This window comes from Lachnotalea glycerini (genome assembly GCF_003201285.1).
In the GTDB taxonomy this organism is placed as follows: Bacteria; Bacillota; Clostridia; order Lachnospirales; family Lachnospiraceae; genus Lachnotalea; species Lachnotalea glycerini.
Genome location: NZ_QICS01000004.1, coordinates 172610 through 186969 on the forward strand (window position 1 = coordinate 172610; position 14360 = coordinate 186969).

The 14360-nt window shown below is 34.1% G+C and carries 11 protein-coding genes; all 11 read left to right on the forward strand.

The features are described 5' to 3' along the window. The first annotated feature begins 2 nt into the window (after positions 1 to 2). The 11 genes from rlmD (at position 3) to C8E03_RS10515 (ending at position 14360) form a co-directional block, all read left to right on the forward strand. Complete coding sequence (gene rlmD, locus C8E03_RS10470; RefSeq protein WP_110291020.1) at positions 3 to 1370, forward strand: 23S rRNA (uracil(1939)-C(5))-methyltransferase RlmD; 1368 nt, start codon at positions 3 to 5, stop codon at positions 1368 to 1370. A 275-nt stretch (positions 1371 to 1645) separates the two neighbouring features. After that, positions 1646 to 2146, forward strand: a complete 501-nt coding sequence (locus C8E03_RS22945; protein ID WP_330410764.1) for a ParB/RepB/Spo0J family partition protein — start codon at positions 1646 to 1648, stop codon at positions 2144 to 2146. Between the two features lie 462 nt (positions 2147 to 2608). Beyond that, positions 2609 to 2791, forward strand: a complete 183-nt coding sequence (locus C8E03_RS10480; RefSeq protein WP_094378577.1) for a plasmid mobilization protein — start codon at positions 2609 to 2611, stop codon at positions 2789 to 2791. A 142-nt stretch (positions 2792 to 2933) separates the two neighbouring features. Next, positions 2934 to 3098 carry a hypothetical protein gene (locus C8E03_RS21965; protein WP_170122972.1) on the forward strand — a complete coding sequence of 55 codons (165 nt, stop codon included), beginning with the start codon at positions 2934 to 2936 and terminating at the stop codon, positions 3096 to 3098. Next, positions 3065 to 4006, forward strand: coding sequence for a relaxase/mobilization nuclease domain-containing protein (locus tag C8E03_RS10485; RefSeq protein WP_146212319.1), 942 nt, complete (start codon positions 3065 to 3067; stop codon positions 4004 to 4006). Before C8E03_RS21965 ends, C8E03_RS10485 begins: the two co-directional genes overlap by 34 nt. Before the next feature lie 75 nt (positions 4007 to 4081). Next, on the forward strand, positions 4082 to 4561 hold the full coding sequence (locus C8E03_RS10490; protein WP_110291021.1) for a hypothetical protein: 480 nt from the start codon (positions 4082 to 4084) through the stop codon (positions 4559 to 4561). A gap of 75 nt (positions 4562 to 4636) precedes the next feature. After that, the gene (locus tag C8E03_RS10495) at positions 4637 to 4822 is read left to right on the forward strand and encodes a helix-turn-helix domain-containing protein (protein ID WP_094378571.1); all 186 of its coding nucleotides are present in this window, start codon (positions 4637 to 4639) and stop codon (positions 4820 to 4822) included. Positions 4823 to 4892: 70 nt separating this feature from the next. Beyond that, positions 4893 to 11318 carry a DUF4011 domain-containing protein gene (locus tag C8E03_RS10500; RefSeq protein ID WP_094378569.1) on the forward strand — a complete coding sequence of 2142 codons (6426 nt, stop codon included), beginning with the start codon at positions 4893 to 4895 and terminating at the stop codon, positions 11316 to 11318. After that, complete coding sequence (locus C8E03_RS10505; protein WP_094378567.1) at positions 11281 to 12498, forward strand: hypothetical protein; 1218 nt, start codon at positions 11281 to 11283, stop codon at positions 12496 to 12498. The genes C8E03_RS10500 and C8E03_RS10505 overlap by 38 nt, the downstream gene beginning before the upstream one ends. Before the next feature lie 34 nt (positions 12499 to 12532). Next, a complete protein-coding gene (locus C8E03_RS10510) occupies positions 12533 to 13045 on the forward strand; it encodes a hypothetical protein (RefSeq protein WP_094378565.1) in 513 nt (170 codons plus the stop codon). A 13-nt stretch (positions 13046 to 13058) separates the two neighbouring features. Further along, entirely contained in the window at positions 13059 to 14360 is a 1302-nt protein-coding gene (locus tag C8E03_RS10515; protein WP_094378564.1) for a serine/threonine protein kinase, read from the forward strand.

A 14360-nucleotide genomic window follows, 5' to 3' on the forward strand; every position in this document is an offset into this window, starting at 1 on the left:
ACATGAAAATTAATAAGAATGATGTATTTACAATTACAATAGAAGATATGGGAACTGAGGGGGAAGGAATCGGTAAAATTGATGGTTTTACATGGTTTATAAAGGATGCAGTGATAGGTGATATGGTAGAAGTTAAGGCTATGAAGCTTAAGAAAAATTATGGCTATGCAAGACTTGTCAGTGTTCTTAAAGAATCAAAGTACAGAGTTCATCCAAAATGTGAATTTCACAGGCAGTGCGGGGGATGCCAGCTTCAGGCACTTGATTATAAGCAGCAGTTATTGTTTAAACAAAATAAGGTGAGTAATAATTTAAAGCGAATTGGTGGCTTTGAGAATTTAGAGGTACTTCCTGTGATTGGTATGGACAAACCTTACTTCTATAGAAATAAGGCTCAGTTTCCTATCCGGCAGGACAAGGAAGGAAATATTATTACAGGGTTTTACGCAGGACGAAGCCATAACGTTATTGCAAATACCAAATGCTATCTTGGAGCTGAAATAAACGAAGTCATTCTAATTAAACTGATTGAATTCATGAGAGAAAATCATATTACGGCATATCAGGAGGAGACAGGCAAGGGATTGATTCGCCATGTTCTAATCAGAGTTGGATTTACTACAAAAGAAATTATGGTGTGCATTGTAATTAATGACAATCAGCTTCCAAAGAGTGAAAGATTGGTAGAAGCCTTACAAGAAATTGCCGGGATGACCAGTATTTCTATTAGCATAAACAAGGTAAACACTAATGTGATTCTGGGAAATACTGTCAGGACTTTATGGGGACAGGATTATATTACCGATTACATTGGTGAGGTAAAGTATCAGATTTCACCATTATCCTTTTATCAAGTCAATCCAGTGCAGACGCAGAAGCTTTATCAAACAGCATTATCCTTTGCGGGTCTGAATGGTAGTGAGACGGTATGGGACTTATACTGCGGTATCGGTACGATTTCTCTATTTTTAGCTCAAAAGGCAAAAAAAGTTATGGGTGTTGAAATCCTACCAGATGCCATTGAGGATGCAAAAAACAATGCAAAGATTAATGGAATTTTCAATGCAGAATTCTTTGTAGGAAAAGCAGAGGAGGTTCTTCCACGCAAATACAAAGAGGATGGAGAGCATGCTCAGGTTATTGTCGTTGATCCTCCGAGAAAGGGCTGCGACCAAGTACTCTTGGATACGATTATTGAAATGAATCCCAAAAGAGTTGTTTACGTAAGCTGCGATTCTGCTACTCTGGCGAGAGATTTAAGATATCTGTGCGACAGAGGGTATGATGTAAAAAAGGTGCAGCCAGTGGATATGTTTGGGCATACGGTGCACGTTGAGACCGTTTGTTGTCTACAAAGGGTGAATATGTAGAAATCCTTGAATTTGACGGAGGCAACGAGGAGAGTCACGGGGTCACGAAGAAACAACTGGCTGTAAAGCCAGTGTTTATAAGGGATTCGACGACTGCCCGACAACCGAGAATCTCGTAGAGATTCTAAGGTTTACGCACTTTGCGAGGGTTTTTAAGTTCACTGGGAAATCGAATTTTGGAAGAAAAAAAGAGATTTCCAATGAGATTAAAGTCTCGGTAGTTATGGAACTGGTATGAGTGGACACAAAAATATATCGTTCATAAATCGTATGATATGCAGTTGTTTGAATTATCCAGAAGTATTGAAGAAAAGGGAGTATTGGTTCCACTCATAGTTAGAACTAATCTCCATGGTGAAGGATATGAGATTATTGCAGGTCACAGAAGAAAGGCTGCCTGTGAATGGGCTGGTGTTGATACGGTTCCTGTAATGGTCATGCAGATGGATGATGCAGAAGCGACAATAGCTATGATAGACAGCAATCTGCAAAGAGAGCATATCAGACCTAGTGAAAAAGCTTTTGCTTATAAGATGAAATTGGAGGCGATGAAGCATCAGGGTAAGCAAAATGATTTGTTACAGGAAGATGGGACGTTGTCTCCAGTGGGGACGAAGTTAGAAAATCCAACGTTAGAAATGAATCAATTGGTTTGTTCCTATGATGATTTAGGAAAATGCCAATTAGGAAGTCAACAATTGGAGAAAGAGCAACCAAGGGTTCGGACAGATGAAATGCTGGCGAGCAAGTGGCAATGCAAGTTTTTCGTCACCTAATCTTTCAGAGGAGCGAGAACTTGATGAAAATGAGTTCCTTGATTTTGGAATGATGGAGTAATAGGTATTGGATACAGAAATGCTATCAAAAATTTTTAGTTGGCTACAAAGAATAGAGGAAATGGTAGCAGAAAATATAATTTTATATGCAATATAAATGATGGTTACAAAATAGAAATGTTTTGTAGCCATTTATACAATATTGGGTGCAAAAGAGACAGAAGGCAATTTTTATAGCTTATCTGTCTTTTTTTGTACCTATTTTTACAGACCAAAGGCTGTAAATAAACCGGGGTCTTAGGGATGGAATTCCTAACAAGATAAGGGTGCGTCAGTGCCCGACAGGATTTCGCAATGCGAAATCCGTATCTTGCAAAAAATCCCGGCACTTATCTTTATATTGAAAAAAGTGTTCAGGATGTAAAGCACGTAAACAAATAATTCGAAGAAGGAGATTAAATTATGGAAAAGAAGAAAGCAAGTATAGCGAGGCAGAATAGAACATTTCGTTTATCGAAATCGGAACTACAGAAATTAGCAGAGGGGGCAAAGGCTGCGGGCATGTCAGAAAGCGAATATGTCAGACATTTAATTTTGCATGGTGGTGTTGACATAGTTATATCCGTGACCGGCAAAACATCATAAGACAGATAACAGGAGTCGCTACGAATGTAAATCAGGCTACAAAATGAGCAAACGAAAACAAGTATATTCCACAGAGTAGAATTGATCAAATGTGTATGCAATTAGGAGTTATTTTAGGTTTGTTAAAGGAGTTGATTCAATTATGGCGATAACCAAGATTATGAATGTAGGAGCTGGAAAGAAGGGAAAAATCACAAATCATCTGAAACATGCTTTGGACTATATTATGAATGAAACCAAGACAGAAAGCGGTGTTTTGGTCGGTGGTTGGAATTGTGTTCCAAAGTTTGTTTTGAACAGATGGTAGGAATAAAAGAATTATATGGAAAGATGGGAGGAAGGCAGGGATATCATATTGTGATATCCTGTCCGCCAGGAGAAGGTACGCCTGAACAGTTATTAGAACTCATGAGGGAATTTGCACAGGCGTTTTTGGGAGAGGATTATGAGGCGGTGTATAGCGTTCATGCGGATAAGGAGCATTGTCTTGGGCATTTAGTTTTTAATAGTGTGAATATGTATACAGGTAAGAAATATGAGTATAAAAAAGGTGATTGGAAATATGAGATTCGAACATTTTTTTTTCTGTTGGAGGAATTGGGTTATGAGGTGAAAAAGGGAGCTCATCTGGCAATAAAAGCAGAGAAGATGAAGCGTTTTCGTAGATTGGATACGATTAATGAAGAATATTCCAAAGAAAATCTGGAAGCGTTCTTTACAAAGGGAAGTTTTGCCTTTGAAACACCAAGAGTATTAACACCTGATGTAAAATATTTACTTAAGCCAAAGAATCCTTATCAGCAGAAGTTCTATGCCAAGCTCTACCGTATGCGTATTGTTGAAAAGTGTCGTTTTCAATATAAGTCAGCTAGATTCAAGGAGGATTTGGAACGGATGCATATGCTGCAAGAGGAGTATCTGTTTCTGAGAAGAAAGGATATTAATGGTGTTGCGGATGTCGTAACCAAAATCGGGTTAGCGAAATTGAATATAAAAAAACTAACTGAGAAGCAGAAAACATTGTATCAGGAGCGAGCAGATTTAAAGAGAAAATGTGTGACTGATAATAATATTTTAGACTTTTATACTTCTGAACCTAAATATCGAAAGCAGTTGGAAGATATTAAATCGGAAAAGAAGAAACTTCAAGGTGAAAAACATGTTGCGGAACGATGCTTGAAAGAAAGTCTTTATGTTGGGTTGTTGGTTCCCTAGAATATTGAAATTGGCAATGTTTATGAAGTTGATGTGCCGAAAAAACCTTGGTATTTGAGGAAAGAGGGAAGTAGAATGCCGGAAGTAATAAGAGAGGTTGAAGTTGCTGCTAGTGTTGAGGAAGAAACGGTAGCTTCTATTGAGATGAATTCTTCAGATATGGATTTGGAACCTGATGAAATTATTTCTTCTAACAATGAAACGATAGAGGATGTAGAAGAAACAAAAGCATTTGATGTTAAAGGATTATCAATGTTTGATGAAATCGAGAAAGCGGTTTATGGGGATGTCGAGCCACAGAAGAAAGTTATTACCAAGGAAATCTATGAATCCATTACAGATAAGGAAAAAGCTGAATGGATTGGCATAGATGGAAATGATGTATATGGGTCGATGAAGCAATTCCATGAAAAACTTCAATCTATTGGAATTGTCTATCAGTATATTTCAGATGAAACGGAAGAGTTTTGTAGGTTGGAAGAAACTAATAGAAAAGTAGCAGGAACGAAATCCATATTAAATAATACTAAACGCGGTTTAAGTGGTAAAAATTAGGTTGTAATTAGAGCAAATAAAAACTATAATTATCATTGGAGCTGTTATACCTAAATCCAAAAGTGGAGGATTAATATGTCTGAAATAAATGAAAAATGGTCTAGCTTAGAAGAAACTGCTGAGTATCTGGGTGTTACAAAAGATACGATAAGAAGTTGGATAAAAAAGACAAATATACCAGCTCATAGAGTAGGAAGATTGTGGCAGTTTAAATTCTCGGAAGTAGATGATTGGGTTAAAAGTGGAAAAAGTGCATTGTAATTGATTAGAGTATAATAATTAACCATGTGTGTAATACAACTATTTATATAGATTTGGGGGAGGGTAACTTATGTCACTTGAAATAAAAGAAAAAAAATATGAAATATGGAAACACGGTTTATTAGATGTTAGTAAACGAAACAAGATGATTAATTACCGCAAAACCAAACGAGCAACATTACAAATCAAATCTCCTACATTCAATGAATTATTCAGCCGATTAGTAAATTCAGATGAAGAAATCAAGTTTAAAAAGGCAGTAGATTGTAGTAGAGACTTACAGTTGACAGAATTATTTTATTTGTTTGATAAGCTAGGAAATCCAGTTAATATTACAATTGGAGAAATAGATACGGATTTGAATGTAAATGAAACACAGAATACATTAAAAAATCTCAGGGAAAAAGCTAAATTGTCATTAGAAGAGCAAGGTATTAATATCTTGTATCTATGTTTTGGTTTTATTGAATGGAGACAAAAAGCCACAGATAATTTTATGCTTTCACCAATTGTATTGGTTCCTGTTACATTAACAGTTGACTCAATGACAGAACCTTATAAGATGAAGCGTCATGATGAAGATATAGTAGTCAATCCTACGTTAGAATATCTTTTTGGAACAGAATATGGGATTACTATGCCAGAATTTGATGCAAACAAAGATGATTTGGATAGTTATGTTGATGAAGTTAAAAATAGTATTAAGTTAATGGGATGGAATGTAATTAAGGAAGTAAACCTTGGGTTACTATCATTTCTTAAGATTGTAATGTACAAAGATATGGTAAAAAATAAAAATAGAATCTTTGAGAATTCAGTTCTTAATGCTTTTTGTGGTGAGACATATGAAATACCAGATTTGAAACAGGAGTGGAACGATTATAAACATGATAAAGAATTGGCAATTGAAAAATATCAGGTTGTAAATTCTGATTCCAGCCAGCAGGATGCTATTTTATTATCAAAAAAGGGTGTAAGCTTCATTTTACAAGGGCCCCCTGGAACAGGAAAGAGTCAGACTATTACAAATATTATTGCAGAGGGATTAGCTGATAAAAAAAAGATATTATTTGTTTCTGAGAAAATGGCAGCACTAAGTGTAGTGTATAACCGTTTGAAAGATGTTCATCTTACTAACTACTGTCTTTCTTTGCATAATTACAAAGCAAATAAAAAAGAAGTTATAACAGATTTGATTGATTCATTAGATGCCCCTGCAAAGGCAATAAATGATGGTGTGCTCAGTTTTTATCCTGATTTTGAACAGGAAAAAAATGATTTGAATGCTTATTTTGATAAAATTCATATGGTTATTGAACCATTGGGAATGACCTTATATGATGTTCTAACACAGTTGTCTGTACTGGAAAGTACTGACTATATAAATTTTGATATACCGGTTGAAATTATAACAAAGATACAATATCAGAAAATGATTTCAACATTGAAACATTACCGAGATTTTTTGAAAAATTATAAGGGCAATATTAATGAAAATCCTTGGAAAAATACTACATTGTCGCTGTTATCATTGGAACAAAAAAATAAAATAGGTAATACTTTGGAAAAATTATTGGTTACAGTGAATAGCTATTTGGCAACTACTGAATATCTAAATGATAAACTTGCTACAAAGAAACAATGGTCATGGGATGGTTTTTCCAAGATTATTGGTAATGTCGAAAAGTTGTATATAATAAATAATTTAGAAAATAAGGCAAAGAACTGGTTGGAGGAGGCATTTGCTACAATTCCAACGGCAGTTGAATTGAAAGAGATAATTGATGAATCAATTGCATTGACAGATGTATTTGTACAGGCAATGGTAATTCCAAACAATTTGGATAGTCAGAAAAAACGTGATAATTATATTAATGAGTGGCGGTGTATTGCTTCAAAGGCTATAGAACTTAGAGATTTTGTTACAGATTTTGATAAGAAATTTGGAGTAGAGTACAAATGTAAAAAAAATGACTTAGAAGAATTGAGGAATTTATTCAGGCTTATAATGTCAGTTGAAGATATAAATGTTAACTGGCTGAAAGATAGAAGATTACCAAAAGTAAAAGAACAAGAAAAAGCAATGTCTGATTTGATTGGTAATTTGCACAATATACGAAATAAAATAATTGATAATCTTAAAAATGGATTATGCATGGAGGAATCTGCACTAGGTTTAAAAAATGACGATTTTTGCTCATTACTTGATTCAGCAGTTAATGATGTTGTTGATAGAAGGATGACTCTTCAGAATAGGATTAAAGAAAATGATACGTGGAATAAAAAATTAATTGATATAGGCATTCCAGAAGAATTCATAGACAATCATGATATACGTAATTCGTATGTAGAGAAAATAAAGAAGCAGATTGTAAAGATAACAGAATTAATGGAATTGATTGATGCTGTTAATATAAAGTTTGAAACGGAGTATTCATATACATATAAAGAAATAGAGAATATTCCAAAATTTATAAAACTTTTGATGATTCCATATAATATTTCCGCAGAGTGGATTGATGCTAATAATATGGTCATGATCCATAGCCATATGAACAAGATGCAGGAATTATCACAGAATATAATTAAGATGCGGGACAATCTTTTACAAGAGTGGGATAAAGACATTCTTACATATAATTACAAGGATGTTTTAGTTCGATTTAAGACGGATTATAAATCATTCTTTAAGCGGTTAGGCTCAAGTTATAAATTCGATAAGAAGATGCTTACAGTAATGAAGCGTGGCCTAGTTGGAAAATTGGATGATGGAGTTATTATTGAAGCGCTTACTAGACTGAAAGATTATACGCAGCTAATAAATGAATTTGAAGCTAATAAAGAATTATCTGTTCGATATTTTGGGAATTATTATATGGCATTGGACACAGACTGGAACTTGCTACAGGATATGGCTAATGCCTGTGAGACATTAGTAAAATATCATTCGGACTTTGGATTTACGAAAAAAGCTTTGGAGGTTCTAACTGAAGATTTTGCTGTTCGTAGAAAAGCGAGTATCAAAGGTATGACTTTGGAGATGCTGTCTGAAGCAGTATATTTAGATGAGTATAAGGATCTATTTCACGATAATGGTGAACAGTCAGCATTGGAGATACAAAAGCAGTGCGCTAAAAAGATTGAAATAATTGGTGAATATGAGGAATTTAATAAGGAAATATATGAATATTTAATCCGACTTTTAAAAGCAGAGAAACTTATTCTAGTAGATAGTAATATGCAAGAGAATATTAACAATACTGTTATGCAGCGTATCATGGATTATTTGAGAGACTATTATGTACTACGAGCAGAGTACCAGTCAAATGAAGTAGTAAATAGAAATTATTTCGAGAATAATTATCAAGGATTTTCAACTAATTGGGCAAAATTACAGGTTTCATTGGAAACATGTACAGTACTTTATGAATATCAGAATACAAAAGGATTTTCAGAAAATACGTTTGCAATTCTTGCACAAACATTGGCAAATAGATCACAGTTTCGCGTTGGTAATACAACCTTGGGTGATCTAATTAATGATGAGCTACTAAATGAATATATTAAGTTTACAGAAAAGCATTCTGGACCAATCGAAGATGTGATTCAGATTGCACAGAATAAGTGTCAATTGGCTGAAAAATTGAATGGATTTTGGAAAAATATTACTTGCATATTAGTAGATTCGTATCGCGAAAAAGAAGAGGCGGAAATTCTAGATTATATTAAGCGAGTTTATTTTGCGATACAAACATTGAATAATTTTGCAATAGAATTACACAATCAACTTGATATTCAAGGTATTTTATTTAAGCAGGACGTGACAGGGGATGTATTTATTGAAGTATTGTCCGAATTTATGGATTGTAAAAAAGATGATATGGATTGCAATCGATTATTTGAGCAATGGAAATGTTACAGTATTGATACTATAGATGAATGGAAAATAATGATAGAGAAACATTTAAATAATATTTCTCCTGTTTTGAATAATTCGGAAGAGTATGATAGATTCATTGAATGGTTTGAAGAAAAAGATGAAATCAGTAAATTATCATTTTCAGAATTAGTAAAAAGAATAGCTGCTTGTAGTGACCTAAATATGTTAGAACAGTGGGTGGATTTCGCAGGTATTTTATCAGAATGCCATAATGCTGGTTTAAAAGAATATGCTGATTATGTAATGAATCACGGGATTAATACAGAACGAATAATACCTATATATAGAAAGAGCTTTTTAATGAAATGGGTATATAACATATTGGAAAAGGATGAATTTGCTTATTTAAGACGGTTTAAAGCATATGCACATGAAGCAAAAATCAACGAATTTAAATCTCATGATGAAAAGCAACTTTTATTAGCACAAGCCCGATTGGATGCAATGCTTTCCAATCTAAAACCTTCTGGAACACGGATATTGAACAGTGCAATGGATGAAGTATCTATATTACGTCGTGAATCTGAAAAGAAACGTAAGATTATGCCACTTAGAAAATTGTTTAAAGAAATACCAACATTATTACAGAAGTTAAAGCCTTGCTTTATGATGTCACCGTTGTCGGTATCCTATTTTTTGGATTCAGACATTTATGCATTTGATATGGTTATATTTGATGAAGCGTCTCAAATACTTCCAGAGGATGCTATTGGGGCAATATATAGAGGGAAACAGGTTGTTATTGTGGGTGATACTAAACAGATGCCACCAACAAATTTCTTCAGTTCTACGTCGAATAACTCTGATGATTTATATGATTCAGATGATGAAGAGGATAATTACTATGATATATGCGGTGAATCCATTTTAGAGGAGGCTGAAAATAATAAATGTCTCCCAAGTTGTACACTGTTGTGGCATTATCGAAGTAAGGATGAATCCTTAATAGCCTTTTCAAATAAAATGATATACAGGAACGAGTTAATCACATTCCCAAATTGTAAGAAAGAACCTGATAAAGGCTTGGAATATGATTATGTACAAGATGGATATTATGAGGGGAAACCTAAGAACTGTAACGTAAAAGAAGCTGAAAGATGCGTGCAGTTAGTGGAGGAACATATTAAAAAGCATCCGAATCGTTCTCTTGGAATTATTGCATTCTCTGAGAAGCAGCAGAGTGTAATTAAAGATGCTGTGGAGGACTTTAGAATGAACCATCCAGAATATAATGATTTCTTTGACGATAACAGAGAAGAGTATTTTTTTGTAAAAAACTTAGAAAGTGTGCAAGGCGATGAAAGAGATACCATTATATTTAGTATATGTTATGCAAAGAACAAAGAGGGACATATGTATATGCGTTTTGGACCACTTGGACATGCTGGTGGGGAACGACGATTAAACGTTGCAATCACCAGGGCAAAGTATAATGTGAAATTGGTTGGCTCTATTTTACCTTCTGATCTTGATTTGAAAAATACCAGTCCAGAAGGTGTTAAGTTACTTCGTGATTATATTTTGTATGCAATACAGGACGATTATAATATGCCGCAAGGTTCGCCAGAAGCTAATGAGGATGAGTTTTTTACAGATATCATATCAGATTTTATCATTGAGAATGGTTATAGTGTAAAACGTAATATTGGAGCATCAAAGTACAAAATGGATATTGCAGTTGTGCATCCGGATGCAACAGATGAATTTTTTATTGGTATTGAGTGTGATGGCGGGAATTACATTATGGCACGAACTGCTAGAGAAAGAGACGTATTAAGAAGAAATATTATGTATTCGATAGGATGGAATATTTATCACATCTGGTCAGTTGCTTGGTTTAAAAATCCAATAGAAGAAAAACAAAAATTGATTCAATTTCTCAAAGATGCAGAACAAAAATTTAAGCTTGACAAGCAGAAAAAGGGATTGAAGAGACCGATTTATGAAACGCAGGGAGTAAGAGAAGAATTTGAAAAAATAGTAAGCGAAACGGAAACGGTTAACCAAGTACTTAAATTAGAATTTCCAGAATATAAAGTTTGCAATCCACGGGAAGCAGAACTAACGGCAGGCGCAGATAATATCACTAACGTTGCAAGCAGGATTATGTGGGTAATGCAGCATGAGCAACCAATCCATAAGGAATTATTATATAAAAGGCTTGCACCGATATTTGATAGAGAAAAAGCTACTGAGCCAGTACGAAGGACAGTCGATTTAGCAATTAAAAGTAAACTAAAGCATCAAGTAGAAGAAAAAAATGGATTTCTGTATTATAGAGATAGTGAAATTCACGCTCGTGTACCGGTATCTGATGAGGATATAAGAGTAATTGATTATATTTGTGATGAAGAAATTAAAGATGCAATGGTTCAAATTGTGGATTATGCATTGGGTTTAAATCAAGCAGATTTATTTGCAGAAGCTGCCAGAACATTTAAATTCGCTCGAACAGGACCAAAAATCAAACAGTCGTTTGCAAGGGTATTTGATGATTTAATTAGTGAAGAGAAGTTGTATGAAGTTGATGGAAAAATATACAGGAAGGAGGCTTGATGTTCAAATGAGCAACGACAATAATCAACAGAAACCTTTTATATTCATGCAGAAACCATATATGAATATAGATAGATTGGTAGAGACTATGGCGTTGAACTGGAAAGAAGGGCGACAAGCCGTCTTTTCTGGAAAAATTCGTGACCATTTTAAGCATACCAATAAAGAAATAACTTTATGTAGTTCTAATGCTGAGAAAGATTTTCATGCCAACTCGAAAGACGGAAACATTATTTTCTGGAAATGGATATATAAGGCAAGTAAAGTTGAAAGGCTATATTGGGAAGGGAAAGATTATGGGAATTTACCTGAATTAATTTCACTTTTAAAAAAGAGTACTTTATCTTCTGACAAGGAGCTTGAGCAATTGTTAGGAATGCTGGTTAAAGAAAAATTACTTAGTAGTTATATTGTAAATGCTACACAGAAAACTTCTGTAGTAGAAAATGTAAAACTCATTGAAAAGTATTACAATAGGCAAAACAGCAGATTTGATAGAAAGAAGTTAACCACGTTACTCTATGTAGTGTTGTCTGAAAACAAGTCCTTTGATTATGATTTGAAGAATTATAATAACATAAAAGACTTATCAGACTATTTACAAGGATTGGCGGATAGTTCTATGGGGAAGTTACAAAGTAAGACTAAGGCATTATTTTTAGACGATTATAATTTGAACCCATATTTCGAAGGCTGGTTAATGAATATTGGAAGAATTAAAGAAGTATCATTATGGAATGAAAAATTTCAAGTAGGTAAGGCTAAAGGCGTCAATGACATTGATATGGATGAAGTGACGGAAGATGATATAATTGTTGCCCAGAAAGCTAATACAGAAGATTTCATGCGGGATATTAAAGGATTTGAATCAGAGTTTCTAAACTTACTAACAAAATATCCGGAATCTATAAATGATAAGAGACAGTTTTTGGGACTTTTAAAGGATTATTTTCCGCAGAATCCAATGCAAATTAATTTAATTAATTCATTGCATACAATGGAAATTGTAAAAGCGATTAAAGAAGCAGACTCATTAAACACAACTTTTTTATATCGGTTTGTTAAAAAGCTCTCTGATGAACAAGGAATTAGAAAAGAAGCTGCAACATGGGCAGTATCCTTGTGGTGTGTCAGTTATGGAGAAAGGGTTTTAGGCATTCCATGTGAAATATCAATTTGATATATAAAATAAAAACAGATCAGGAGGTACGGGCATGGGATTTTTTGATGCATTGTTTGGACAACCGACACCACCACCATTACCTACGGTAACATCTGTATTACCAGTTGCAGCAGTGAATGAGATTGAAGGTGGACGATTGCCAATATTGAATACAGATACAATCTTTCTGAAAAAGGATGAATATTGTCATTATATTGATAAAGCTATTTTGCTGAAAGAAAAAACTAAGAAGCATTATAAAGGTAAGCATGTAGGTTATAGTGTCCCAGGTCTATTTAAAGGTGACAGAATCCATGTTGGAGGTGGTACAGTAGATCCAGTAGAAGAGATTATCACAGAGCAGTTTAAAGGGATTTTGTATATTACTAATAAGCGAATTATTTTTGTTGCAAAGCAGAATGGATTTGATAAAATGTATCGTTATTTATCAGCGGTTATTCCATATTCAAATGCAATCGAATTCCAATATGGTAGTACGGTTTATTGCTTGTTAGTTCCCGATGGAAGCTTAGCGAATGATGTTATAAAATTAATTAATACATAGGAGGTGTTTACTTGTGGACGGTCAATTAAAGGCAGGAACAATATTGAACTCTGAAAGTGGTAATCGTTATGAAGTAAAAAGATTATTGGGAGCAGGAGGACAGGGTGAAGTATATGAAGTCGAAAGTAATGGTAGTACATATGCTTTAAAATGGTATTTCAAACATATGGCTACGGAGAGTCAAAAGGACATATTAGATAATCTAATTGATAAGGGTAGCCCCGATAAGTCTTTTTTGTGGCCGCAGGATATGGTGTATAAGTCGATAGGAGAACCGTTTGGATATATCATGCCAATACGCCCAAAGAATTATAAGAGTATTGTAGATATGATGAAGAGAAAGGCAGAGCCCTCTTTTTATTGTTTATGTAAGGCAGCTTTTAATCTTACCAAGGGTTATCAGATGCTTCATTCAAAGGGATATAGTTACAGAGATATTTCTTTTGGAAATGTATTCTTTAATCCAGATAATGGAGAAGTACTTATTTGTGATAATGATAATGTATCTGTGAATGGAAGTGATGATAGTTCTGTATATGGTACGCCTAGATTCATGGCACCAGAGATTGTTGTTGGAAAGGCAAAGCCATCTAGAAATACAGATTTATTTTCATTGTCAGTCTTGCTATTTTATATGTTCATGTTAAATCATCCGCTAGAAGGTAAATTAGAGGCGGAAATTAAATGTATGGATATTCATGCAATGAACAAGCTATATGGAAGCAGTCCTCTGTTTATCTATGATCCAGATGATAAGAGCAACAGACCATTAGCCGGATATCAAGACAATGCACTTGTCTTCTGGGATTTATACCCACAATATTTTAAGGACTTGTTTATAAATTCATTTACAATCGGTTTACAGCAACCAAATAGACGAGTAACAGAATCTAAATGGCTAGAAATATTTGCAAATATGTTATCTCAGATTATAATATGCCCAGGATGTGGTGCCGAAGTATTTTATGATTCAGATAAAGAAACAAAAGGTGTGGCTCATACATGCTGGAGTTGTCAACAAACAATAACAATTTCTTCAAAGCTTATTATAGGTAAGAGCAATATTTTATTGACTGTGGATACAAAGATATATTCACATTATCTTCATGAAGACTATAATATGGAAACTGTAGTTGGAGAGGTTGTTCAGAATCCGAACAATCCAAGCCTTTGGGGCATTAAGAATGAAGATAAAGAAAACTGGACATATATTAAAGCAGATGGAACTCAAATTCCAGTTACTGTGGGCAGAACGGCAGCTATTGCAAAAGGAACTAAGATTGATTTTGGAAAGTTGATTGGTGAGTTTAATTAA